This is a genomic window from Sulfitobacter sp. TMED3, from assembly GCF_002167505.1.
GTDB lineage: Bacteria > Pseudomonadota > Alphaproteobacteria > Rhodobacterales > Rhodobacteraceae > Sulfitobacter > Sulfitobacter pontiacus.
Map to the genome: position 1 here is coordinate 23,992 of NZ_NHBI01000034.1, position 23,915 is coordinate 47,906.

24 protein-coding genes, 1 tRNA gene, 1 other RNA gene and 1 pseudogene are annotated in these 23,915 nt (G+C 61.9%); 13 read left to right on the forward strand and 14 right to left on the reverse strand.

What is annotated here, in order from left to right; all coding sequences use genetic code 11:
* Positions 1-8: 8 nt before the first annotated feature.
* Complete coding sequence (locus CBB63_RS09355) at positions 9-575, reverse strand: tetratricopeptide repeat protein (RefSeq protein ID WP_009825023.1); 567 nt, start codon at positions 573-575, stop codon at positions 9-11.
* Positions 576-650: 75 nt separating this feature from the next.
* Between CBB63_RS09355 and CBB63_RS09360 the strand changes: the two genes are divergently transcribed.
* The 5 genes from CBB63_RS09360 to CBB63_RS09380 all read left to right on the forward strand — a co-directional run bounded on the left by CBB63_RS09360 (position 651) and on the right by CBB63_RS09380 (position 6,509).
* Positions 651-941 carry an SCP2 sterol-binding domain-containing protein gene (locus CBB63_RS09360; protein ID WP_286698949.1) on the forward strand — a complete coding sequence of 97 codons (291 nt, stop codon included), beginning with the start codon at positions 651-653 and terminating at the stop codon, positions 939-941.
* Position 942: 1 nt separating this feature from the next.
* Positions 943-1,887, forward strand: coding sequence for an alpha/beta fold hydrolase (locus CBB63_RS09365; RefSeq protein ID WP_286698950.1), 945 nt, complete (start codon positions 943-945; stop codon positions 1,885-1,887).
* A 114-nt stretch (positions 1,888-2,001) separates the two neighbouring features.
* Positions 2,002-3,021: a ligase-associated DNA damage response exonuclease gene (locus CBB63_RS09370; protein WP_286698951.1), complete on the forward strand. Its 1,020-nt coding sequence runs from the start codon at positions 2,002-2,004 to the stop codon at positions 3,019-3,021.
* A complete protein-coding gene (locus CBB63_RS09375; protein ID WP_286698952.1) occupies positions 3,018-4,616 on the forward strand; it encodes an ATP-dependent DNA ligase in 1,599 nt (532 codons plus the stop codon). The genes CBB63_RS09370 and CBB63_RS09375 overlap by 4 nt, the downstream gene beginning before the upstream one ends.
* Before the next feature lie 72 nt (positions 4,617-4,688).
* Positions 4,689-6,509 carry a M3 family oligoendopeptidase gene (locus CBB63_RS09380; RefSeq protein ID WP_286698953.1) on the forward strand — a complete coding sequence of 607 codons (1,821 nt, stop codon included), beginning with the start codon at positions 4,689-4,691 and terminating at the stop codon, positions 6,507-6,509.
* 102 nt (positions 6,510-6,611) lie between these two features.
* On the opposite strand, the gene CBB63_RS09385 is transcribed toward CBB63_RS09380, so the two are convergent.
* From CBB63_RS09385 to CBB63_RS09400, 4 genes and pseudogenes are all read right to left on the reverse strand, one after another.
* On the reverse strand, positions 6,612-6,881 hold the full coding sequence (locus tag CBB63_RS09385; RefSeq protein WP_286698954.1) for a DksA/TraR family C4-type zinc finger protein: 270 nt from the start codon (positions 6,879-6,881) through the stop codon (positions 6,612-6,614).
* Between the two features lie 52 nt (positions 6,882-6,933).
* The gene (locus CBB63_RS09390; protein WP_286698955.1) at positions 6,934-7,899 is read right to left on the reverse strand and encodes a Gfo/Idh/MocA family protein; all 966 of its coding nucleotides are present in this window, start codon (positions 7,897-7,899) and stop codon (positions 6,934-6,936) included.
* A 129-nt stretch (positions 7,900-8,028) separates the two neighbouring features.
* Positions 8,029-8,927, reverse strand: a pseudogene (rpoH, locus tag CBB63_RS09395) (RNA polymerase sigma factor RpoH).
* 166 nt (positions 8,928-9,093) lie between these two features.
* A complete protein-coding gene (locus CBB63_RS09400) occupies positions 9,094-10,128 on the reverse strand; it encodes an RluA family pseudouridine synthase (protein WP_286698956.1) in 1,035 nt (344 codons plus the stop codon).
* On the opposite strand from CBB63_RS09400, the gene CBB63_RS09405 reads away from it, so the two are divergent.
* Entirely contained in the window at positions 10,127-10,411 is a 285-nt protein-coding gene (locus CBB63_RS09405; protein WP_132997378.1) for a DUF6476 family protein, read from the forward strand. The two genes, CBB63_RS09400 and CBB63_RS09405, sit on opposite strands and share 2 nt — an antisense overlap.
* Before the next feature lie 88 nt (positions 10,412-10,499).
* On the opposite strand, the gene CBB63_RS09410 is transcribed toward CBB63_RS09405, so the two are convergent.
* Positions 10,500-10,576: transfer RNA gene (locus CBB63_RS09410), tRNA-His, on the reverse strand.
* Positions 10,577-10,724: 148 nt separating this feature from the next.
* On the opposite strand from CBB63_RS09410, the gene CBB63_RS09415 reads away from it, so the two are divergent.
* Positions 10,725-10,925 carry a DUF6324 family protein gene (locus CBB63_RS09415; protein ID WP_005849205.1) on the forward strand — a complete coding sequence of 67 codons (201 nt, stop codon included), beginning with the start codon at positions 10,725-10,727 and terminating at the stop codon, positions 10,923-10,925.
* 95 nt (positions 10,926-11,020) lie between these two features.
* Here the strand turns inward: CBB63_RS09415 and CBB63_RS09420 are convergent, their stop codons facing one another.
* Positions 11,021-11,488, reverse strand: a complete 468-nt coding sequence (locus CBB63_RS09420) for an MmcB family DNA repair protein (protein ID WP_286698957.1) — start codon at positions 11,486-11,488, stop codon at positions 11,021-11,023.
* A gap of 93 nt (positions 11,489-11,581) precedes the next feature.
* Between CBB63_RS09420 and CBB63_RS09425 the strand changes: the two genes are divergently transcribed.
* From CBB63_RS09425 to ssrS, 3 genes are all read left to right on the forward strand, one after another.
* Positions 11,582-12,910, forward strand: coding sequence for a hypothetical protein (locus CBB63_RS09425; RefSeq protein WP_286698958.1), 1,329 nt, complete (start codon positions 11,582-11,584; stop codon positions 12,908-12,910).
* The gene (locus CBB63_RS09430) at positions 12,907-13,674 is read left to right on the forward strand and encodes a COG3904 family protein (protein ID WP_286698959.1); all 768 of its coding nucleotides are present in this window, start codon (positions 12,907-12,909) and stop codon (positions 13,672-13,674) included. The genes CBB63_RS09425 and CBB63_RS09430 overlap by 4 nt, the downstream gene beginning before the upstream one ends.
* Before the next feature lie 47 nt (positions 13,675-13,721).
* Positions 13,722-13,875: non-coding RNA, 6S RNA (gene ssrS / locus CBB63_RS16410), on the forward strand.
* A 90-nt stretch (positions 13,876-13,965) separates the two neighbouring features.
* Here ssrS and nusB read toward each other — a convergent pair.
* The 5 genes from nusB to CBB63_RS09455 form a co-directional block, all read right to left on the reverse strand.
* On the reverse strand, positions 13,966-14,445 hold the full coding sequence (nusB, locus tag CBB63_RS09435) for a transcription antitermination factor NusB (protein WP_009825037.1): 480 nt from the start codon (positions 14,443-14,445) through the stop codon (positions 13,966-13,968).
* The gene (locus tag CBB63_RS09440; RefSeq protein WP_009825038.1) at positions 14,442-14,990 is read right to left on the reverse strand and encodes a 6,7-dimethyl-8-ribityllumazine synthase; all 549 of its coding nucleotides are present in this window, start codon (positions 14,988-14,990) and stop codon (positions 14,442-14,444) included. The genes nusB and CBB63_RS09440 overlap by 4 nt, the downstream gene beginning before the upstream one ends.
* A 5-nt stretch (positions 14,991-14,995) precedes the next feature.
* Positions 14,996-16,120 (reverse strand): 3,4-dihydroxy-2-butanone-4-phosphate synthase, encoded by a 1,125-nt coding sequence (ribB, locus tag CBB63_RS09445; protein WP_286698960.1) that lies wholly within the window; start codon positions 16,118-16,120, stop codon positions 14,996-14,998.
* A gap of 136 nt (positions 16,121-16,256) precedes the next feature.
* On the reverse strand, positions 16,257-16,826 hold the full coding sequence (locus CBB63_RS09450; RefSeq protein WP_286698961.1) for a hypothetical protein: 570 nt from the start codon (positions 16,824-16,826) through the stop codon (positions 16,257-16,259).
* The gene (locus CBB63_RS09455) at positions 16,823-17,410 is read right to left on the reverse strand and encodes a riboflavin synthase (protein WP_009825041.1); all 588 of its coding nucleotides are present in this window, start codon (positions 17,408-17,410) and stop codon (positions 16,823-16,825) included. Before CBB63_RS09455 ends, CBB63_RS09450 begins: the two co-directional genes overlap by 4 nt.
* Before the next feature lie 135 nt (positions 17,411-17,545).
* Here CBB63_RS09455 and CBB63_RS09460 point away from each other — a divergent pair, with 135 nt between their 5' ends.
* The 3 genes from CBB63_RS09460 (at position 17,546) to CBB63_RS09470 (ending at position 22,137) form a co-directional block, all read left to right on the forward strand.
* Positions 17,546-18,838, forward strand: a complete 1,293-nt coding sequence (locus CBB63_RS09460; RefSeq protein WP_037953819.1) for a capsule polysaccharide biogenesis protein — start codon at positions 17,546-17,548, stop codon at positions 18,836-18,838.
* Between the two features lie 116 nt (positions 18,839-18,954).
* Complete coding sequence (locus tag CBB63_RS09465) at positions 18,955-20,091, forward strand: polysaccharide biosynthesis/export family protein (protein WP_456028256.1); 1,137 nt, start codon at positions 18,955-18,957, stop codon at positions 20,089-20,091.
* 9 nt (positions 20,092-20,100) lie between these two features.
* Positions 20,101-22,137, forward strand: coding sequence for a capsule polysaccharide biogenesis protein (locus CBB63_RS09470; protein ID WP_286698962.1), 2,037 nt, complete (start codon positions 20,101-20,103; stop codon positions 22,135-22,137).
* A gap of 81 nt (positions 22,138-22,218) precedes the next feature.
* Here the strand turns inward: CBB63_RS09470 and ribD are convergent, their stop codons facing one another.
* Together ribD and nrdR are read right to left on the reverse strand one after the other, a co-directional pair.
* On the reverse strand, positions 22,219-23,322 hold the full coding sequence (gene ribD / locus CBB63_RS09475; RefSeq protein WP_286698963.1) for a bifunctional diaminohydroxyphosphoribosylaminopyrimidine deaminase/5-amino-6-(5-phosphoribosylamino)uracil reductase RibD: 1,104 nt from the start codon (positions 23,320-23,322) through the stop codon (positions 22,219-22,221).
* Positions 23,323-23,324: 2 nt separating this feature from the next.
* Positions 23,325-23,792: a transcriptional regulator NrdR gene (gene nrdR / locus CBB63_RS09480; protein WP_005849229.1), complete on the reverse strand. Its 468-nt coding sequence runs from the start codon at positions 23,790-23,792 to the stop codon at positions 23,325-23,327.
* Between the last annotated feature and the right edge of the window lie 123 nt (positions 23,793-23,915).

The window sequence follows — 23,915 nt, forward strand, 5'->3', positions numbered from 1 at the left end:
TTAGATCGTTAAAGCGTGCGCCCGATGCCGTCGCGCCGCAGCCCGTCCAGCGCCCTTTGCGCGTTATCATGGTGAGGGTTAATGCTTAACACTCGGCGATAGAGATCGGCAGCCGCCCGCAGATCGCCAAACTCCTGCAGGATCGCCCCCAGACCGAAGATGGCGTTATACTGCTGCGGGTTCAAGGCAAGCGTTGTTTCCAGATCATCGATTGCAGGGCCATAGAGACCTGCGGCAAAATAGGCCTGTGCACGGGCATGATAGCCTTCGGCAAAATCAGGGGCGTGATCCGTCAGAGCTGTCAGATGGGCGATCGCCAAGGTGGTGTCCCCCTCTGACATGGCTTCGCGACCACGGGAATACAACAAATCCATCGCGGCCGAGCCGGACCGCGCCCAAGCGCGCTGCACATCACGTTCGATTCGCGCCGCCTCTGCCGCGGGGGCATCGCGTAAATCCTGCAGCAATTCCGCCGCCGCGGGGGGCGACATTTGCGCGAAACTTATACCCCCAAGCAACACCCAGAGACCAAGTGCCGCGACGGTATGTTTGAGGTTGACGATGCGGTTGCCCATAACAAGAGTGAATGTAACAGGCTGCCGCCACAATTCCAGACGTGTCGGCACCATTTGCCAAGAAAAGGGCGTATGATGAGCGATATTGTGAACCAAGCTGTAACAGTGCTGAACGAAAAACTGGCGGGGGCCGACTTTGACGGCACAGCCAAGTTCGACATCGAAGACGAAGGCACTGTCATGATGGATTCGACCGGCGCACGCGCCGCGGATGAAGANGCGGATGTAACCCTTTCTGCTGACGCAGAAACTTTCCAGGCGATCCTGTCCGGCGACACCAACCCGACCGGTGCCTTCATGAGCGGCAAGCTCAAGATTGACGGCGACATGGGCATGGCGATGAAGCTGGCGTCNGTNCTCTCCTAATATGCNGGAAACCGCGCCCTTTTTCACCGACATTGCGCCGCTGCCCGAAACGGGTCAGGCGCATTGGGCCGAGACATCGGATGGTAAAAAGCTGCGCGTCGCGCATTGGCCGCTGGACGGGGCAAAGGGCACNGTGCTGCTTTTCCCCGGCCGCACCGAATACGTGGAAAAATATGCGATGACCGCAAGCGCCTTTGCGAAAAAGGGGCTGGCGGTCATGGCGATTGATTGGCGNGGGCAAGGTCTGTCGGACCGGTTGATCCCCGACCGTAACATCGGCCATGTCGATNTCTTCTCTGACTATCAAAAAGACGTGGCGGCCATGATGCGGACAGCCCGCGCCTTGCAGCTGCCGCGCCCGTATTTCCTGCTGGCGCACTCCATGGGCGGGGCCATCGGCCTGCGCGCCTGTATGGAGGGTCTGTCGGTGCAGGCCGCCGCCTTTACCGCGCCGATGTGGGGTATCCATATCGCGCCGCANATGCGTCTGGTGGCGGCCGGGCTGACACAGNTGATGCCGCGCATCGGTCAGGGCTACAAGCTGCCCATCGGCACGCAGGCGGCATCCTATATCTCGACCGCACCGTTCGAGAACAACATGCTCACCACCGACCCCGAGATGTACGAGATGATGCGCACGCAACTGGCGGCCCATCCCGAACTGTCTTTGGGCGGGCCCAGCTTTATCTGGCTNCGCGAGGCTTTATCCGAGACCAAGCATCTGTCCCTGCGCGCTGCCCCCAGCCTGCCCTGCGCCACATTCCTCGGGTCCAACGAACGTATCGTGCACAAGGGCCGCATCCACGACCGTATGGAGACTTGGAAAGGCGGNAAGCTGCATATCATTGACGGCGCAGAGCACGAAGTGCTGATGGAAATCCCCGCCACCCGCGACAAAGCGGTGGATGAGATGGCGGCCCTGTTCTTTGGNAACGCCAAAAANTAGCNCGGATCNCNGGATGAACTTCCGCCTNNAACCTANTGTTATTNCNACNNNANNCTNGGCATCGGCGAGGATTTCCTCACCCACCCTGTTCAAACGCGCGCGCCCCGCTAGCTTATGCGCATGGCCAAGCAACCTGTTCTGACATTCAACGAAAACGGCATTTATTGCCCCGCGGGTGATTTCTATATCGANCCGTGGCGGCCTGTGGACCGCGCTCTGATCACCCACGGGCATTCCGATCACGCCCGTTGGGGCATGAACCGTTACCTTGCCACCGATATCGCCCTGCCCGTCATGCGCCATCGTTTGGGCGACATCACCGCTGACGGCATCGCATATGGCGAGGTGCGGCAGATCGGCGGGGCGCAGGTATCGTTTCACCCCGCCGGCCACGTCCCCGGCTCTGCCCAAATACGCGTTGCGGTCGACGGCGAGGTCTGGGTTGCCTCGGGCGATTACAAGTTGGTCGATGACGGGCTGTCCGACCCGTTCGAGCCGGTGAGATGTCATCACTTCATCACCGAAAGCACCTTTGGCCTGCCGGTGTTTCGCTGGGCCGAGCAAGCCGCCGTGGCGGCAGAGATCAACGCATGGTGGGCAGGCTGCGCGGCNCAGGGCAAAACGGCGTTTCTGGGNGCTTATGCCTTGGGNAAGGCNCAACGNTTGCTATCGATGCTCGACCCCGACATCGGCCCGATCCTGACCCACACGGCGACCGAGAACACCAACCGCGTCATGCGCGATCAGGGGATCACCCTGCCCGACACGATCCTCGCCGATGCGGATTTGAAGCCCAAGGATCACCCCGGCGCGATTGTGCTGGCCCCGCCCGGTGCCTTGGGCAGTGCGTGGTCGAAAAAATTCGGCCCGCAGGAAACCGCCTTTGCCAGCGGATGGATGGCCGTGCGGGGTGTACGTCGACGCCGTGCGGGCGATCGCGGNTTTATCATCTCGGACCATGCGGACTGGGATGGGCTGCTGTCGGCGATCAAAGCNACCGAAGCCGAAAACATATATGTGACACATGGTTACACCGATGTCTTCAGCCGGTTTCTGGCCGATAGCGGNTGGCAAGCGCAGGTCGTNCCNACCCAGTTCGAAGGTGAATCCCTGGATAAGGACGCAAGCGAATGAAACGGTTTGCCGCGCTGTTCAACGCCATCGACCAAAGCACCAAGACGACAGTGAAAGTCGCCGCACTGGCCGATTATTTCAGCGCGGCACCGGATGACGACCGGCTATGGACCATCGCNCTNTTTTCCGGCCGCCGCCCCAAACGCGCCGTCACNACCACCAAGCTGCGCGAATGGGCCGCCGAGCGCGCGAACATCCCCCTGTGGCTGTTCGAGGAAAGCTACAGCATCGTTGGCGATCTGGCCGAGACGATCACGCTCGTTCTGCCCCCCAACCCGACGCAGGATGATCAATCGCTTGCCGCGTGGATCGCGGCACTGCGCGAGATTTACACGCAGGATGAAGAGGCCCGCAAAGCCTTTGTCCTTGACGCATGGGCGACGCTTGGCGGGACCGAACGATTTATCTTCAACAAGCTGATCACCGGCGGGTTTCGGGTGGGCGTCAGCCAAAAGCTGATGACCCGCGCCCTGTCTCGCGCCACAGGCAAACCCGAGCCCGAGCTTGCGCATCGCCTCATGGGNAACTGGCACCCCGACGACACCACATGGCANGGGCTGGTAGAGGCNGANGATGCCTCTGCCGACGCATCGCGCCCCTATCCCTTCTATCTGGCCTATGGGCTGGAAGCCGAGCCGCAAGAGCTGGGGGATCCGCAANACTGGCGAGCCGAATGGAAATGGGACGGCATCCGCGGCCAGTTGATCCTGCGGGACGGTGCCTATTTCGTCTGGTCGCGTGGTGAAGAGCTGATGACCGACCGCTTCCCCGAGCTCGCCCGTGCGGTGGACTTCATGCCCGACGGCACGGTTCTGGACGGCGAGNTGNTGGTCTGGCCTGACGGACAGCCTGCGCCATCATCTTTCAATGCGCTGCAAGCCCGNATNGGCCGCAAGACCGTGCCGAAGAAACTGCTGGCCGAAGCCCCCGTGGTGCTGCACGCCTACGACCTGCTGGAATGGCAGGGCCAAGATATTCGCTCCCGCCCCTTCGCCGAGCGCCGTGCGCTGCTGGAACAGGCCTGCGCCGCCCTGCCCGACGATGCGCCGATCCGCCTGTCGCCGCAACTGACCTTCCCCACATGGGATGCGCTGGCCGACCAACGCGCCACCGCNCGCGAAGCGCAGGCCGAAGGGGTCNTGCTGAAACGTGCCGACAGCCCCTATCTGGCGGGGCGTAAGAAGGGCGATTGGTGGAAATGGAAACTGNACCCGCTGACCATTGATGCGGTGATGATCTATGCCCAATCCGGGTCAGGACGACGCGCCAACCTGTTCACAGACTTCACCTTTGCGGTCTGGAACGGCAATGATCTGGTGCCCTTTACCAAAGCCTATAGCGGCCTAACGGATGCCGAGTTTCGCAAGATCACGGCTTGGGTGCGAAAGAATACGCTCGAACGGTTTGGTCCCGTGCGCAAAGTGACCCCGCATCATGTGTTCGAGATCGCCTTCGAAGGCATCCAGCGCAGCACGCGGCATAAATCAGGCGTCGCCTTGCGCTTTCCGCGGATGCTGCGCTGGCGGCAGGACAAGCCCCTGCAAGANGCCAACACATTGGCCGATCTTGAAGAAATGCTGCGGATTTACGGCTAATCCGCGCCGCCATCGCCTTGCTTTGCCGCGGACCCGTGCTTAGGTAGATTTAACGTCAAAAAGAGGTTTTTCATGTTTCAACTGCCCGTCCCCGTCCTTGATGCCAACGCCGGTTCNGGGGCCTCTGCCTTCGGCAAGCTGCCTGANTGGAATCTTGACGATCTGTACACCGGTGAAGACGCCCCCGAGCTCAAGCGCGATCTGGACTGGCTTGAAGAGGCCTGCCGCAGCTTTGCCGAAGATTACGAAGGCAAACTGGCCGAACTGGATGCGAACGAATTGCTGGACTGTGTGCTGCGCAATGAGAAGATCAACCAGATCGCCGGACGCATCATGTCCTACGCGGGGCTGCGCTATTACCAGCTAACCACCGATTCNGGCCGTGCCAAATTCATGTCGGACGCGCAGGAGAAGATCACCAACTTTACCACGCCGCTGGTGTTCTTCACGCTTGAGCTGAACCGGCTGGAGGATGATCACCTTGCCAACCTGCTNAGNCAAAAAGCGGATCTGGCGCGGTATAAGCCGGTGTTCGACCGTATCCGCGCGATGAAAGATTACCAGCTNTCCGACGAGATGGAAAAGTTNCTGCATGATCTGGGCGTCGTCGGCGACGCATGGGAACGTCTGTTCGACGAGACCATCGCCGGGCTGGAATTCGAGGTAAACGACGAGCCGCTGAACATCGAAGGCGTGCTGAACNTGCTGACCGACCCGTCGCGTGATCTGCGCGAAGCCGCGGCGCGCGAATTGGCAGATGTGTTTCAGGCCAATATCCGNACCTTTGCCCGCGTGCACAACACGCAAGCCAAGGAAAAAGAGGTCATCGACCGCTGGCGCGGAATGCCCACACCGCAAACCGGCCGCCACCTGTCAAACCACGTNGAGCCCGAGGTGGTCGAAGCGCTGCGCGATGCGGTGGTCAACGCCTACCCNAANCTCAGCCACCGCTACTACGAGCTGAAACGCAAATGGCTGGGCCTCGACACCATGCAGGTCTGGGACCGCAACGCCCCCCTACCGATGGAAGANCCCAAAACCGTCAGCTGGGAACAGGCCGAAAAGACCGTCATGGACGCCTATAACGCCTTCGATCCCCGTATGGGCGAAATCGCGGCCCCCTTCTTTACCGAAGGTTGGATTGATGCAGGCGTCAAACCGGGTAAAGCCCCCGGTGCCTTTGCCCACCCCACCGTGACCGACGTGCACCCNTATGTGATGCTNAACTACTTGGGCAAACCGCGCGACGTGATGACNCTGGCGCATGAGCTGGGCCACGGCGTGCATCAGGTGCTGGCCGCNGGTCAGGGCGAGATGNTATCCTCCACACCGCTGACCTTGGCCGAAACCGCCTCGGTCTTTGGCGAGATGCTGACCTTCCGCAAGATGCTGGACGGGGCCAAGACCAATGCCGAGCGCAAAGTGCTGCTGGCCGGCAAGGTCGAGGATATGATCAACACGGTCGTGCGCCAGATCGCCTTNTATGATTTCGAATGCAAANTGCACGACGCCCGCCGTGGTGGAGAGCTGACACCAGACGATATNAACGCGCTGTGGATGTCGGTGCAGGGCGAGAGCCTTGGGCCAGCGTTTGAATTCATGGACGGCTACGAGACCTTCTGGGCCTATATCCCCCACTTNGTCCATTCGCCCTTTTATGTCTATGCCTACGCCTTCGGCGACGGCTTGGTAAACGCGCTGTACGCAGTCTACGAGGAAGGCGAGCCGGGTTTTGAGGACAAGTATTTCGATATGCTGAAAGCGGGCGGATCNAAGCACCACAAGGAGCTTCTGGCCCCCTTCGGGCTTGATGCCTCTGACCCCGCGTTCTGGGATAAGGGCCTGTCGATGATTTCGGGNTTCATTGATGANCTGGAAGCGATGGAGGATTGATCCGGCGGGAAGGCATAAGAGTTTAATGCCTTCGGCGAGGATTTAAGACCATTTGGAAATNGANCGGGGCGGTGCAGATGCAGCGCCCCGTTTTGCTTTTGGCTATTTCAGCTGGCTGTCTTTGCTGCCGCGCCGNTTGATGCCACCGCGNGCCTGCGCCAGACCGTCCCGTTCGCGCACGCAATCAATGCAGAGCTTTACGCCCGGCAAGGCTTGGCGGCGCGCNTCGGGGATCGGTTCTTCGCATTCGGCGCAATGGGTGCGGCTTTCGCCCTGAGGGGCCTTGCGCGCCTTGAGGCGGGCCAGNTCATCGTTGATCGACGCTTCGATCTGTTCACTGACAGCGCCGTCTTTCGCCCATCCTCCGGCCATGATCATCCCCCTTGNGTGTTACNCNTTATAGNTAGGGCGCANGNNCNAAGGCTCAACCCCCGGCGGCAAAGGCCATATCCGTCATGCGTTGCGTGCCGCGGCTGAATTCAAGCGGACAGGGATAGGCCGTGCCCTCGGTCACTGACGCGCCAAAGTTTTCNACCTGCTGCACATAGTGGTTCANGCCGGGNAAGCGTTCGACGGTGGTGCTGTTCTGTGNGGTCTCNAGATGCAGCTCGGCTTGGGAATAGACCGTCGGGTTGAACGGGCAGNTCAGACGCAGGATNCCTTTTTCGCCGTGAATAACGACCTGCTGAAACGGGAACATACGCATGGACACNGTTGCGGANAGGTCAAACCCGTCGAAGCGGGCCGCGACCTGCGCGAAGACATCGACATCGTTTTCATAGTCGATCTTGGCATGGGAGATCGCGGTCGGCTCTTGCCCCGTGACGAAGCNGGTGCAGCCGAAGGCATANGTACCGATGTCCGGCAGCACGCCNCCACCNGCCTTGGGGTCGTTNCGGATGTTGCCGGTATCGTCGTTGAAGAACGAGAAGTTGACCGCCACGTGGCGCAGCCGCCCCAGNCTGCCCGATTGCACGATCTCTCGGGCGCGTATCCATTGGGGGTGATGGACGATCATNAAGGCTTCGGCCGCCAGCAGGCCCGTGGAATCGCGTGCGGAGATCAACTGATCATAGTCTTTCGCCTGCATCGCCATCGGCTTTTCACATAGGACATGTTTGCCCGCCTTCAGCGCCTTGAGCGACCATTCCACATGCAAATGGTTGGGCAGCGGGATATAGACCGNGTCGATATCCGGATCGGCGAGCAGCGCCTCGTAGCTACTGTGCACTGCAAGCTGCGGGGCAAAGGCCTGAAAGGGCGCGGCTTTGTCAGGATGAGATGTGGCGAGGGCAACCAGTTCGGCCCCTTTCGCCGCGTGGATGGCCGGGGCCATCTGTTCTTGTGCGAATTGGGCAGCCCCGAGGATGCCCCAGCGTAGCGTTTTCATCGTGATCCCCTGATGTTTGGNGTCGCGCGACTGTAGGGGGAGCCGCGGCAGATCATCAAGGGGCGCATAAAAAATCCCCGCAAAGCGACGCGCCTTGCGGGGATCAATGTTCAAAACCGTGGCTGGCGATCAGGCGGTGCCCATCAGACCTTTTTCACGGGCCAGATCACGCATGCGTTTTTGCAGTTTNTCAAAGGCACGCACCTCGATCTGGCGGATACGCTCGCGGCTGACGNCGAATNCTGGCNGCNCAGATCTTCGAGCGTGACGGTTTGGTCCGACAAGCGGCGTTGAGTCAGGATGTCCTTCTCGCGGTCATTGAGCACATCCAGCGCCTCTGCCAGCATCTCGCGGCGGGTTTCCAACTCGTTCCGCTCCTCGTAATCGGTGGCCTGGTCGGCGTCTTCGTCTTCCAGCCAGTCCTGCCACTGCATCGTCCCCTCGCCTTCGGAGCCGACNGTGGCGTTCAAGGACGCATCNCCGCCCGACATACGGCGGTTCATGGAGATGACTTCGGTTTCNGTCACNCCAAGGTCCGTCGCGATACGTTTGACGTTNTCGGGGTGCAGATCGCCNTCTTCCAGCGCGCCGATGCGGTTCTTGGCCTTGCGCAGATTGAAGAACANTTTCTTCTGGCCCGAGGTCGTGCCCAGTTTCACCAGCGACCAGGATCGCAGGATATATTCCTGGATCGAGGCGCGGATCCACCACATGGCGTAGGTCGCCAGACGGAAGCCTTTTTCGGGGTCGAAGCGTTTGACCGCCTGCATCAGGCCGACGTTGGCTTCTGAAATCACCTCTGCCTGCGGCAGACCGTAACCGCGGTAGCCCATGGCGATCTTGGCCGCCAAACGCAGGTGCGAGGTGACCATGCGATGCGCGGCTTCGGTGTCTTGNTCTTCGACCCACCGTTTGGCGAGCATGTATTCTTCTTCCGGCTCCAACAGGGGAAACTTGCGGATTTCCTGCATATAGCGGTTCAATCCGCCTTCCGGTGTTGGCGCTGGCAGATTTGCGTAATTAGCCATCTTTGTCCCTTTCCCCAATTTCCGGGGCCCATGTTATTTGGATTAACATAGATATGGAGAGGGCCCCGCTCCGTTTCAAGTGTCCAGCCTAACGCATGGGACGGTGAATTGGGCCCAATAATCCTTAAAAAACCGTTTTACTACAGGTCGATCACACAACTGTGCACTAGGGCANGTNGTAGCCNANGGCNCCGAGCAGGTCAGTCATATCGCCGGGCAGCGGCGCTTCGAAGCGNACGTAGTCGCCCGTGACCGGATGATCGAACCCCANTACCGCCGCATGCAGGGCCTGGCGCGGAAAGCTGCGCACCGCTTCGGCGGCGGCGTCCGANACCGCGCCNTTTGCGAGCTTGCGTTTGCCNCCGTAGGTCGGNTCGCCCACCAATGCGTGACCGGCATGGGCCATATGCACCCTGATCTGATGGGTACGGCCGGTTTCAAGCCAGCANTCCATCAGCGCCAGAACCTCTGGATTNCCAAGCCGNGCAACGGTGCGCGCACGGGTCACGGCGTGGCGGCCGCCCTGAAAGAACACGGCCTGACGCTGGCGGTCGGTACGGTGACGCGCCAGCTGCGTGGTGAGCTTGAGGATATTGCCCGGCTCGAAGCTGGCCCCCTTCACCCCCCGNAGGCGCGGATCGTTGGCATCCGGCACGCCGTAGACCAAGGCCTGATAATAGCGTTCAACGGTGTGTTTCTCGAACTGTTTGGCCAGCCCGTGGTGGGCTGCGTCAGACTTGGCGACAACCAGCAGACCCGAGGTATCCTTGTCGATCCGGTGCACGATNCCNGGNCGTTTCATGCCGCCCACCCCCGACAGGTCATCGCCGCAATGCGCCAGCAGCGCATTGACCAACGTCCCCGACGGGCTGCCCGGCGCAGGGTGAACCACCATGCCTGCGGGCTTGTTGATCACGATCAGATCCGCGTCTTCAAANACGACCTCCAACGGGATTTCCTCGGCGAGGATNTGACTGNCTTCGGCCTCTTCCACATCGACGGTNATCTGCTGCCCCGCTTCGGCNCGNCTGCGCGGNTCGGTTNCCACTGTTCCGTCAACCNGCACGGCCCCTTGTTCCAGCAAACGCCCCAGNCGTGTNCGCGACAGGTTCGCATCCTCTGGCACATCGCGCGCAAGCGCCTTATCAAGGCGAGGTGGCGGGCTGTCCGCGATGGTAAACGTAATTTGACGGTGCGACATGACTGATCCTTCCGAGCCCCCGAACATCAAATTCCTGCGGCGGCTGGTGACGGTGCTGACCGCCACAATGATTTTCGGCCTTCTAGTCGTGATCGGGCTACTTGTCATCCGNTTCTCGAACAAGAGCCCCGATTTACCGGCCTCTATCACCCTGCCCGACGGCGAAAAAGCGGTGACCTTCACCCAAGGCCCCGACTGGTATGCTGTGGTGACACAGGAAGATGTGATTCTGATCTTTGACCGGATGACAGGCGAGCTGCGTCAGAGCGTCACGATCGAGTAACGCGCGCAGCCTATGCGCCACAGNGCCGAGGCANGGCGCACGAAAACATCACGCCCATCAGACATGTGGTCTTTTTTNGGGGGGGGAGTGGTACCACCTCCTGGTCTCGAACCAGGGACCTCCTGATCCACAATCAGGCGCTCTAACCAACTGAGCTAAGGCGGCACTGCGGTCGATCTAGCGTTCATGAAAAAGGAATGCAAGCANATATCCGTCGCAAACTTCGATTTGTNCTGTCNCANGTGAGAATGGCAAAACTTGCCATTTCNAGCGCCGCAGGGTACGGGACCTGACACAGTTTCGGAGAAACCTCATGGGCATCGACACAGAACGCGACATTGAAGCCAACCTGCAAATCGGGCCAACCGATAAGGGCATGGTCCGGCTGTTCATCGAAGCGGAAGGCGGGATCGAGATCCCGATGGATTTCACCACGGATGAAGCCGTTGAAATCGCGGAAGAGATTATGGCCGCAGCCCATCGNGCGGGCAAAGCTGGCAAGAACAAGCGCTAAGGCACGTTGCCCGGTTGGGATGGGGGGGGCCAGCCCCCGCCGCGCCTTTGCGCGGCACCCCCCGGGATATTTTCCATTTGGAATATTGATGTACCCTAGCCCCACTGCGGCATGGCATGCGGGTCGCGCANCATATGCAGNCTGCGCGCGGCATGGGTGGCAAAGAGATGGGTCATCTTTTTGCGACGCGCGGCAGCCAGTCGGGTTTCCGGCCCCATGCGCACGAGCTCTGCCCCGTAGCTGTCNCCGATAAACAGGCCGGTGTCCTCGGGCAGCAGGTCGACGTCGAAATCCGCATCCACCGCCCAAAAGAACCTGTCGGCCCATTCGAGGTACCCGTCCCATTTGCTGTCGGACATGAAATCGGCACGGCTGGATTTGCATTCGACGATCCAGATCTCCCCCTTGGGACCAAGCGCCATNACATCCACCCGCAGGCCGCGTGTCGGCACCANNTCNTCNACGCTCGCGAAACCGAGTGCGGCAAGCTGGCGGGTCACACCACGGGCAATCAACTGTCCGGGTTGCAAGGNCGGGGCGGTCATCAGGTCNGTCTGGGTCATGGAGGCAATATGAACAATTCATGAACATCAGGCAAGCGCTTGGTAATCCGCAGCGCGCAACCTATCTAGTTCAAAAGAAAACAGGGTGGGCATATGGCGCGCGACGGCGAAAACTCGACACATCAACAGCGCGGCATCCGCTATGCGCGCGAACTCGAAGGGCATCTGGGNTGGCTCGATACGTTTTCGGGCACAGCGCTTGGGGTGCTGGCGGTGGCGTCGGGCATCTACACCTATCTTGGGGTGTCGTCCTTGCTGGATGACAACGGGGCGATGTCGGCCTTTGCCGCGATCGCCTATTCCGCTGCTGTTTCCGTGGGCATCTTTGTGTTCTGGTCCTATATGCTGCGCCTGTTTCCGGCGGTGCGCAGCGCCCGTGCGCGGGTCGGGCTGTTGGGGGCCATGTCGTTGGGAAGCGTCGCGATCATCGCCATGTCGAGCTGGCTGAACGCCGCCGCCCTTGCCGGATCTGCAGCGGTGGAACAGCATCTGGCCGAGACCGTGCAGGATTACCAAGGCTCGCTAGAGCGCGCGCATGAGATCACCCTTTCCGCCCAAGGCTTGGAGCGGGACGTTGCCCGTGTGCGTCAAAGCTTCGAGGATCTGAGCGAACAGGAGGCCACGGGCGGGCTGTCGGGCTTGGCAGGGCGTGGTGCCGTGTTCCGCGTGCTGCGTCAGAAATCGGCAGAGCTGTCGGGGCTGGAGGCGCAGATCGCCACCCAGACCCCCCTGGTCAATGACGCCTTTGTCGAGGGCAACCAGATCCTCAGCCGGATGCGCGCGCTGACGGTCGAGCCCGGTCCGGTGGAAGCGCGATCGGTCGAATTTTCCGAACAGGCCGTACGGCTTGCCGGGTTGATCACGCGCTTGCGGCAACTGTCAGTCGCCCCGCTGGTCGAGCGCGCCGCGCAGGATCTGTCGGCCTCTGTCGTGCTGCCCGAACTGGATGGCAGCAGTGTCGAGGTGCGGGGCAATCAGGCCTCGACCATCAGTGCCGTGCTTGAGGTTCTGGCCCAACGTGCCGCCACACTGGAGCGCGCGGCCCAAGACGTGCTGGCCATGGCCCCGCCAACAGAGACGACCTACACCCCGATTTCCAGCGCCGATGCGGTGATCAAATACGCGCGCAACTTCGTGCCCTCTTGGGCTGGCGCGATTGCCATTGATCTGTTGCCCGCCGTGCTGGTCTTCATTCTCGCCATCACCCAAGGCGCGATCCGCGAAGGTCGCGAGGGCAGCGCGATCGAGGAAACACTCACCCTTGCCGAACTGCGGGCCGCGGTGCTGGCAATGCGTGACATGGATGCGGCGATGAAGGGCACATCTGTTGATGAGGACGCGCATGAAGACCGCGATGAAAGCGCGCCCCATGATATCGTGACCGAGAATCCTGCCCTTAGCACGCCTTCGAAAACCACATGAAACTGCGACGTGATCCTTCCAAACGCCCACCCGTGGCACGGGTTCTGGGCGGCGTTCTGATCTTTCAGCTGGGGTTGGCGGGGCTGCTTTTTTGGGGCGATCTGGACGAGGGGCTGCGCCTGCCCGGCTTTGGCCCGCGTGCCCCTGGGCTGACCGAACCCACGCGCCCCGGCGACCAGACCCGCCGGTTTCAACCCGACCGCGCCCGCCCCGGCGGCCGCCCCATGCCGGATACGCCCCTGCCCGAACGGCTGACCCTGTCCGTGGTCGAAGGCGGCGCCCGCGTGCTGCTGGAAGGGGGCATTATGGCGGGTGATGCCGAACGCATCGAGAAACAGATCACCGCACTTGATCCCCAACCCAAGGGCGTGATCCTGAATTCGCCCGGTGGGTCGGTCAGCGACGCGCTGCGTCTGGGGCGGTATCTGCGGGATGCTGAGCTCACGACCGCCTTGCGCAGTGGCGATATCTGCTATTCCGCCTGCCCCTATCTATTGGCCGCAGGCACCAGCCGCGACGTGCCAGAGGATGCCTCTGTCGGGGTGCACCAGCATTTCTTCGGTGAAAGCACCCTGCTCCCCGCGTTTGTCGCGGTGGAGGACATCCAGCGCGGCCAAGGCGAGGTCATGACCTATCTGGATCAGATGGGCATCGACCCGCTGGTCATGCAGCACGCGCTGGTCACGCCGCCCGATGAAATCTATCTGCTGCTGCCCGAAGAGCTGACCCGCTACCGCTTTGTCGAAAACACCGAGCCAAGCTAGAATACCCCTTGTCGCAGGCTATGGTCGCGCCTACTTAACGGGGGTGACGGGTTCTGCCCTGTTTGTAAAAGTTACATTCCAGTGGCCTTAAGCAAATCCGAGGGAGCTGGCTCTGTTCGAGCCCTGGTTCGTTTATCTGGCGCCCACCTGTACATACAGGTCCTCGGGAATATAGAACAGAACGGCAGCGGTGGTCCCGTCACACTTTCCCGACAATATCAGCCCGAAAATATCAGGTCTTTCGCTGGTCCGTCGCTGCCGACCAAAGACGATGATCTGAGCCTGTCCGGCTCAGAACTCTTCCGGACGGGCTTCGCGGGCCATATGATCCAGAACGGCGTTCACGAACTTCGGCTCGTCGCCCCCCTCAAAGAATGCACGGGCCACGTCGACATATTCGTTGATCACAACCCGCGGCGGCGTTTCCTGCGCGCGCAGCTCGGCACCGGCGGCGCGGAACAGGGCACGCAAAGTAGGGTCGATCCGCGCGATGGCCCATTTAGCCACCAGCGCACGGTCGGTCATCTGGTCAATCGCCGCCTGATAGTTCACCGCCGTCTCAAGCAGGTCTGCAAAATGCCGGATGTCACCATCGATCATTTCCTGACCGTCGTAAGTGGCGCCAAAGCGATGCTCAAGGAACTCCTTGCGCACGGTGTCAAAGCTTTGCGAGGAATGCTCCATCTGGAACAGGGCCTGCACGGCATAAAGCCGTGAAGCTGATTTCATCTTGCGTTTTTGATTGCCCGAAAGGCCGGCGGAGGATGTCATGCTGTCTTGGGTCCGTCATTGTCGCCCGCCATCAGATATTCATCCGAGCGCGGCTTGAAACCGATGTCTTTGCGAATGTCGCCCCACTTACGGCTCAGCGCGATCAGATGCAAGGCCGCAGCTGCCGCACCGCCCCCCTTGTTTTGCCCCGCCGGATCAGCGCGCACGGCGGCCTGTTCGTGGTTCTCGACGGTCAGGATGCCGTTGCCGATACAGATGCCCTGCAACCCCATCAGCTGCAAGGCGCGGCTGCTGTCATTGCACACCGTCTCGTAATGCGTCGTCTCGCCGCGGATGACACAGCCAAGCGCCACGTAGCCGTCAAAATTGCTCTTGCGGTCAGAGATACCGATGGCGGTCGGGATTTCCAGCGCGCCGGGCATTTCCACCACGTCCCATTCAGCCCCGGCGGCCTCGAGCTCTGCCTTGGCGCCTTTCAGCAAGCCCTCGGCGATGTCCGAGTAATAGGGCGAAATGACGATCAGAACCTTGACCGGCGTGTCAAAGCGCGGCGTGGTCAGCGTCGTATGATTTCCAGCAGCCATTGCATTTACTCCTGCGTGATGGGGCGCGTGCCCACGATGCTAAGGTCATAGGCGTCCAGCCCCAGATAGCGCGTATCGGGGTTATCCGTCAGCAAAATCAGCTTGTGCAACCCAAGGCTCGCCATGATCTGCGAGCCAAGGCCGGTACGTTTGACGGTACGGGGGCGATCATCCTCTTCGTCCTCGAAACGCAACCGCGGGTCGGGGTCGCGGAACAACAGCACCGCGCCGCGGCCTTCGTCTGCGATGATCTGCATCGCGCGGGGCAATTCGTCGGCGGGGCTTGGCCCGAGGCCCAGAATATCCTCAAGCGCGTTGATCGCATGGGTGCGAACCAGAACCGGAGCATCCGTCGTGATATCGCCCTTGGACAGGACCACATGATCGGTGCCGCTGATCTCGTCGGTGAAAATCTGCATCTTCCAGTCGCCCCCATAGGCAGAGGTCACAGTGCGGCTGTCGCGCTCCACCAGCAGGTTGTCATGCTTGTGGCGATAGGCGATCAGATCGCTGATCGTGCCGATCTTCAAGTCGTGCTGCTGACAGAATGCAACCAGATCCGGCAGGCGGGCCATGGTGCCGTCTTCCTTCATGATCTCGCAGATCACACCGGACGGATGCAGCCCCGCAAGACGCGAGATATCGACGGCAGCCTCGGTGTGGCCCGCACGGACCAGGACACCGCCATCGCGTGCGCGCAGCGGAAACACATGCCCCGGCGTGGCGATATCCACCGCGCCTTTATCCTCGTCGATGGCGACCTTGACGGTCAGCGCACGGTCGGCGGCGGAAATACCGGTGGTCACCCCCTCGCGTGCTTCGATCGATACGGTAAAGGCCGTCTCGTGGCGGGCAGAGTTATTCACTGCCATCATCGGCAGACCCAGCGTGTTGACCCGTTCCTCGGTCATCGGCAGGCAGATCAGCCCGCGCCCGTGGGTGGCCATAAAGTTGATCGCATCCGCATCCGCGAACTGCGCGGGGATTACCAGATCGCCTTCGTTCTCGCGGTCTTCGTGGTCGACCAGCACGAACATGCGACCCTGACGGGCCTCTTCGATGATCTCTTCGATGGGCGCGATGGCATCCGCCAATTCAGCCTCGACCGGTCCGGGCGTTTCAAATTGCATGGGGTCACCTCAATCCTTGTTGCATTGGCACATACCCCACCCCACGCGCCTTTGCCAGAGCAGGGCCGCCCCCCTCCCTGCTTCATTTTGCCAAATAAACTCAATTCCGCACCGTCACCGCGCGCGGCGGTCCGCGTTAAGCGCCGAAATAGCGCGCGGCCTCCACATAGCCCGCCGCCTTGCTTGCAGTGGCCCAGTCCCGTTCCAATCCGGTGTCGCCGATGATCAGCACCTGATCGCCGACCAGTTTGCGCCCTTGAACCACCTGCCCCAGATGATCGCGCATCGCGCTCCAGCTGTCGGTGAACTTGGGGGCCTCGGCCACATGGTCCAGAACGGGATTCGCCTGTGCCACACAGTCGGGCCGCAGCGGGCGATGTACCAGCGCCAGCTTTTGGGCGCGCTGCACCTTGTCCAGCACCTCGGCCTCGCGCAGGGGGATATGCGGTGCCCCCGCACGGACCACCCGCAGCGCATTGGACGAGAACAGCAGCGCCAGAATATCGCGCCCCGTGGCCTGACGGATCGCGGCATAGGCCTTGTAGTCCAACCCCAACTCGCGGGCGCGCGCCACGCGCATCTTGACGACCATCAGCGGGATCGCTGAAGGCATCGCCGCCTCGCGTGCCTTTTGCCACTGGAAAGCGCGCCACTTCTGGCCGCGCTCAAGGCTGGGGCCCTGATTATGTCCGATCCCCGCGATCATGACATTTCTGCCAGCCGCGCAACATAGCGGGCCAATGTGTCGATCTCCAGGTTGATGCGGTCCCCGATAGCGACATCACCCCATGTGGTCACCTCTTTGGTGTGGGGGATAAAGTTGATGCCGAAATCGCAGCCGTCGACCTCGTTCACGGTCAGCGAGGTGCCGTTCAGCGCGACAGAGCCTTTGGGGGCAATGAAACGCGCCAGGTCTTCGGGCGCGCGCAGGGTCACGCGGGTGCTGTCGCCCTCGTCGCGCAGCGCCACCACTTCGGCCACGCCATCGACATGGCCCGACACGATATGCCCGCCCAACTCGTCCCCGACCTTCAGCGCGCGTTCAAGGTTCAGACGGCGTCCGACCTCCCATGCGCCAAGGTTGGTCTTGTCCACCGTCTCGGCGCTGATCTGCACCTCGTACCAATCGGCCCCCAGATCCACCACGGTCAGGCACACGCCATCACTGGCGATAGAGGCCCCCATGTCGATGCCGCTGGTATCATAGCCCGTTTCGATCCGCGCGCGCAGGTCGCCTTGCTGTTCAAGCTTGGTGATCTTTCCGATGTCCGTGATAATGCCTGTAAACATGCGCCTGCCTCTTCTATACTGGTCGCTACCGAAGTAGACCTCTGCCCGCAGCATGACAAGTCCACAGACACGCCACATTTTCGCCGGTATCCGGTGTTTGTCTGCCCGATGACCAAGATAAACCGAAAGCAACCGATGAACGCCGCAGCACCCCGTGAACGGGTCTTCCTTTTCCTGCAAGGGCCGCATGGCCCCTTCTTCAACCGTCTGGGCAAGATGCTCCGTCTGGCGGGGGCGCAGGTCTGGCGTGTGGGGTTCAATGCAGGCGATCGGGCCTTCTGGTTCCACCCGCGCAGCTATATCCCGTTCCGCGGCACGGCTGACACGTGGAAAGACACCTTTGTTGCGCTGCTCGCCGACAAGGGTGTCACAGATATCGTGCTTTATGGCGACACCCGCCCGATCCACGCCCAAGCCGTGGCCGAAGCCAAGGCCCGCGGGCTGACCGTGCATGTCTTTGAAGAAGGCTACATGCGCCCCTATTGGGTCACCTATGAACGCGGCGGGTCCAACGGCAATTCCCGGCTGATGGACATGTCCATCGAACAAATGCAGGCAGCACTGGCCAATTCGGATATGGAGGCCCCCCTCCCCCCCGGTCATTGGGGTGATATGCGCCAGCATGTGTTCTATGGCGCGCTCTATCACTGGTTTGTGCTGTTCCGGAACGGCGACTACCGTAACTTCCGCCCGCATCGGAGCTTGCCGGTGACCAAGGAGTTCAAGCTGTACCTCAAGCGGCTGCTACTGATGCCCGCGCTGGCGCTGGACCGGCTGATCGCAACGCTGCGTATCCGGCTGGGCGGCTTCCCCTACCATCTGGCGCTGCTGCAGCTGGAGCATGACAGCTCGTTCCAGGAACACTCCCCCTTCGAGACGATGACCGATTTCCTGACCGTGGTGCTGGAAGGTTTCGCCAAGGGCGCGCCGCGTCACCATCATCTTGTTGTGAAGGCCCATCCGCTGGAAGACGGCCGCGCGCCTCTGCGCCGCGTGGTCAAACAGGTGGCGCGGGATCTGGGTGTCGCAGACCGGGTGCATTTCGTGCGCGGCGGCAAGCTGGCGCAGCTGCTCAACGATGCCCGCACGGCCGTGACCGTGAACTCCACCGCCGGTCAGCAGGTGCTGTGGCGCGGAATTCCGCTCAAGGTGTTTGGCAGCGCCGTCTATGCGAAACCCGAATTCGTCTCGGACCAGCCGCTGGCGCAATTCTTTGCCGCCGCCTCGCGCCCCGATAACAAAGCCTACAAGGATTATCGCCGGTATTTGCTGGAAACCTCGCAGGTGCCGGGCGGATTTTATGCGGCACGCGCGCGCACACAGTTGATGCGGCAAGTGGTCGATATGATGCTTGCCCCCGAAGACCCCTACGACGCGCTAGAGCTGGGAACCGCGGCACCAAGGCAACAGTTGCGGGCCGTCACCTGAGCGTTTTTCGCCCCGACAGTAGCTTTTCGATCCGATCTGCGCTAAGCCGATGATAATTACGCCGAAAAAATCGGCGAATTCGAGGCAGAACAAGAACAGGTCGAGGAGACCGGGCAGTGAAATCCGTACCCTTCCGGTGGGCGCGTCCCATCGCATTACTTGCGGCTATGGCCGTGGTATCTTCATGTGGCCTTCCGCAGGTTGGCCCGAACAAACGTCAGATCTTTGCCGGATCGGTCCAGAAGGAAGGCGACGCATTTGTTGTCGCCGTCAACGACCGTGTAACCCGCGCCACCGCCGTCGCCCCCGCGCTTGGCTTTAGCCCGGGGTTCATCAACGCCGGTCAGCTTGGGTCGGATACGATCAACCCCGGTGATACGCTGGGGCTGACGATCTGGGAAAACGTCGATGATGGCTTGCTGGCGGCCCAAGGGGCCAACGCCACCGTGCTGGAAGAAGTGCAGGTCGACGGATCGGGGTTCATCTTTGTGCCCTACGCGGGCCGGATCAAGGCCGCTGGCAATTCCCCCGAAGCGATCCGCCGCATCATCACCAACAAACTGTCCGAACAAACGCCGGACCCACAAGTTCAGGTGCGCCGTCTGGCCGGTGACGGGGCGACCGTGTCGCTTGTCGGCTCTGTCGGTGCGCAGGGTGTCTATGCGATTGAACGCCCGACGCGCACGCTTGCCACCATGCTGGCGCGTGCCGGTGGTGTGACCATCACCCCCCAGATCGCGCAGGTCACCGTGCTGCGTGGCAATCAGCGGGGCAAAATCTGGCTTGAAGATCTTTACAGCCACCCAGAGCTCGACATCGCCCTGCGCGGCGGGGATCGCATCCTGATCGAGGAAGACACACGGTCCTTTGTGGCCCTTGGTGCCACCGGCGCGCAGCAGAAAGTCCCGTTCGAGACCAAGAACCTGTCGGCGCTTGAAGGCATCGCACAGGTCGGCGGCTTGAACGCGGGCACCGCTGACCCGACAGGTGTTTTCGTCTTCCGCAACGAACCCGAAGCGGTCGTGGCACAGGTTCTGGGCCGCAATGACCTGCAAGGCGCACAGCGCATGGTCTATGTGCTTGACCTGACCAAGCCCAACGGCATGTTCATGGCCCGCGATTTCGTGATCCGTGATGGCGACACGCTCTACGTCACCGAAGCCCCCTTCACCCAATGGAGCAAGGTCATCTCCTCGATCACGGGGTCGGCCAGTTCGGTCAACAACCTGTCGTCGCTCGCGTCGAGCAACTGATCTGGACCGATGGCTTTAGGGCCTGAAATATACGACACACCCGCCGCCGGTTCCCCACGGGACCGGCGGCTTTTTGTGTTTAACGGCGGTTTCATCTCCAACCGGCGGGTGCGGCGCATCTTGCAGCTGTCGGGCTATAGCCTGCATCTGGGCATGCCGCGCGACGGCGATGCCATCGCTGTCTGGGGCAATGCAGGCACCGCGCATCGTGGGTTGGCCGTTGCAACAAAAAAAGGGCTGCCCGTTGTCCGCGTCGAAGACGCGATGCTGCGGTCGCTGTTTCCCGGTCGCGCAGGCGAGCCGCCGCTGGGGCTCCTGGTCGATCACAAGGGGCTGCATTTCGATCCGGCACAGCCCTCCGAGCTTGAGGACATCCTGACCAGCCACCCGCTGGATGACACGGCTTTGCTGGACCGTGCGCGCGGTGCCATACACCGCATCACGGAGGCGCATCTGACCAAATACAGCGGGTTCGACACCGCGCACCCCGCACCGGATCCCGGCTATGTGTTGGTGATCGACCAGACCTTGGGAGATGCGTCGGTCGCGGCATCGGGCGCGGACCGGTCGCGGTTCCTTGAGATGCTGGTTTTTGCCCAGCAAGAGAACCCCGGCGCGCGGATCATCATCAAGACCCATCCCGAAACCGCAAAGGGCTATCGCAGAGGTCATTTCGGGCCTCAGGACGCCAACGACCGCATCACCCTGCTGACCGCCCCCATCAGCCCCTGGACCCTGTTTGAAGGGGCCGTGCGTGTCTATACCGTGTCTTCGCAAATGGGGTTCGAGGCGATCTTTGCAGGCCACAAGCCCCGGGTCTTCGGGCAGCCCTTCTATGCGGGCTGGGGCCTGACCGAAGACGAATTCCCCGTGCAGCGGCGACAACGCGTGCTGACCCGTGCGCAGCTTTTTGCAGGAGCGATGATCCTTTATCCAAAATGGTACGATCCGCACCGTGACTGCCTGTGTGATCTGGAAACCGTGATAGAGGCGATGGCCGCGCAGACCCGGGCCTGGCGCGAAGACCACCGGGGCTGGGTCGCTTCTGACATGCGCCTGTGGAAACGTCAGCCCTTGCAGCGTTTCTTTGGCCGCTGGTCGCCGGTGACCTACCAGAATGACCCAAAGGCCGCCCGCGCCACAGGCAAGCCCTGGATGGTCTGGGCCTCGAAAGCGACGCAGGCCCATGCCGGTGCCCTGCGGATCGAAGACGGTTTCCTGCGCTCGCGCGGATTGGGGGCCGATCTGGTGCCGCCCCTGTCGCTGGTCTGCGATGATCTGGGTATCTACTATGACCCGCGCAGCCCCAGCCGGCTGGAACAGCTGATCACGTCGCGCGCCAAAATGCGCCCCGACCAGTCGCGCCGCGCGGCACGGTTGATTGCGGCGCTGCGCGACGCGGTGCTAAGCAAGTATAACCTTGGCGGTGGTGGCGATCTGGACGCCCTGCCCGCCGGACGGCGCATTCTGGTACCGGGTCAGGTGGAGGACGACGCGTCTATCCGTGCGGGCACCGATGCGGTATCCACCAATCTGGCGCTGCTACAAGCCGCGCGCACCGCACATCCCGACGCCGTGATCCTGTACAAGCCCCATCCCGATGTAGAGGCTGGGCTGCGCCGCGGCGCGATTGACGCAGGCGGGCTGGCGGACCGTGTGCTGCCCGATGCCGACCCCATCGCCCTGCTGGCGCATGTGGATGAGGTTTGGACCATGACATCGCTGCTGGGGTTCGAGGCCCTGCTGCGCGGCGTCAAGGTGGTGACCTTAGGTGCCCCCTTCTACGCGGGCTGGGGGCTGACCGAAGACCGCGGCGATATCCCGGCGCGGCGAAGGGCAGAGGTGAGCATCGAAGGTTTGGCGCATGCCGCCCTGATAGATTATCCACGGTACTTTGATCCGCGCAGCGGCACCGCCTGCCCGGTCGAGGTGGTGGTGGAGCGGTTGGCTTCGGGTGATCTGCCGCGGCGCGGGGTGGCGAACCGGGTGCTGGCGAAGCTGCAGGGCGTGTTTGCCACACAGGCGCATTTGTGGCGGCGGCGATAGTACAGCGGGGCAAGCCCATGTGCCGGTCAGAGGCGGGGGCCAGCCCCCGCGCCCCCGGGATTTTAAGCCATTTGGAAGGGGTTAGGCGGGCGTGTTGCTGCGGGCCCAGATGTGGAGGAGGTCGGGGCCGATGCGCGAAGTTTCGGTCAGGGTGAAGCGCGGGGCCTGTGCCAGACGTTGAAGCTGCAGCGGCGCGATGGCGGGCAAGCCGTCCGCGCCAAGGGCCAGACCCGCCGTAAACCCGACGAGTTGATCCACGAGATCCGCCTTTAGCAGCGTCGCAGCTAGTCCGCCGCCGCCCTCGCAGAAGATGCGTGTCAGACCGTGGCGGCCAAGCTGCTGGAGCATGTCATCGGCGTCGATCTGGCCCATCTTTGGTGCGCAAGAGATCAGCGTCGCGCCAAGGCTTTCCCAGGTCCCGATCAGCTCTGCCGGGGCCTTGGGGCCGTGGCAAAGGATCAGGGGGATGTCATTGGCGGTTCTCGCGAGCGTGCCATTCAGCGGGATGTCCAGCCCGTTTGACACAACAATCCGTGTCGGCTGCCGCGTGGAGCCAAGGTCGCGCACGGTCAGGCTGGGGTCATCCTGCCGCGCCGTGCCACCACCCACCATGACCGCATCATGGCGGCTGCGCATAGCATGAACCACGCGGCGGGCGGGCGCGGCTGTGATCCACTGACTTTCGCCCGACGCGGTGGCAATGCGACCGTCAAAGCTGTTCGCGAGCTTGAGCGTCACCATCGGGCGGCCTTCGTCGACACGCAGGAAAAAGCCCAAGTGATCCGCGCGGGCTTCATCCTCGAGCACGCCTACGTCAACGATAATGCCCGCCGCACGGAGGATCGCAATGCCCTTGCCGCTGACGCGTGGATCGCTGTCGGTGCAGGCGATCACCACGCGCGCAGGCTTGGCGGCGACAAGAGCATCGGCGCAGGGCGGCGTCTTGCCGGTATGGGCGCAGGGTTCGAGGGTGACATAGACCGTCGCCCCCTGTGCCGCAGGCCCGGCCTGACGCAGCGCTTGGGGTTCCGCATGGGGCGTGCCGCCCGGCTGGGTCCAGCCACGCCCGACAATGCGGCCTTGTTGCACGATGACGCAGCCGACGGCGGGATTGGGCCAGACAGCCCCCTGCCCGCGCCGGCCCAGCGACAAGGCCAGCGCCATAAAGCGCGCGTCGTCAGACATACTTATTCGTCCGCAGGGGTATCGGGCCGCAGTTCCTGCACGAATTTATCGAAATCATCTGCCGCCTGAAAGTTCTTGTAGACGCTGGCAAAGCGGACGTAGGCGACGGTGTCGATGCGGGCCAGTGCCTCCATCACGATCTCGCCGATCTGTTTCGATCCGACATCGGTTTCGCCCATGCTTTCCAAACGGCGCACGATGCCGCTGATCATCTGATCGATCCGTTCGGGATCAATCGGGCGTTTCTGCATCGAGATCCGGATGGAGCGTTCCAGCTTGTCACGGTCGAAATCCTCGCGCTTGCCCGAGGTTTTGACGACAACCAGATCGCGCAGTTGCACCCGTTCATAGGTGGTAAACCGGCCCCCGCAGGCGGGACAGAAACGACGGCGGCGGATCGAAACGTGATCCTCGGCCGGGCGGCTGTCTTTAACTTGGGTGTCGATATTTCCGCAAAACGGGCAGCGCATAGCCGGTCCCCTTATCTTAAACCTGCTCAATAGGGGGTGAAACACCCCCATTCCCCAAAACTATAGGACCAACGCGAGGTTTTGGGTAGGGGCGAAATGCCCATCTATATGTTGTAGCGGGGA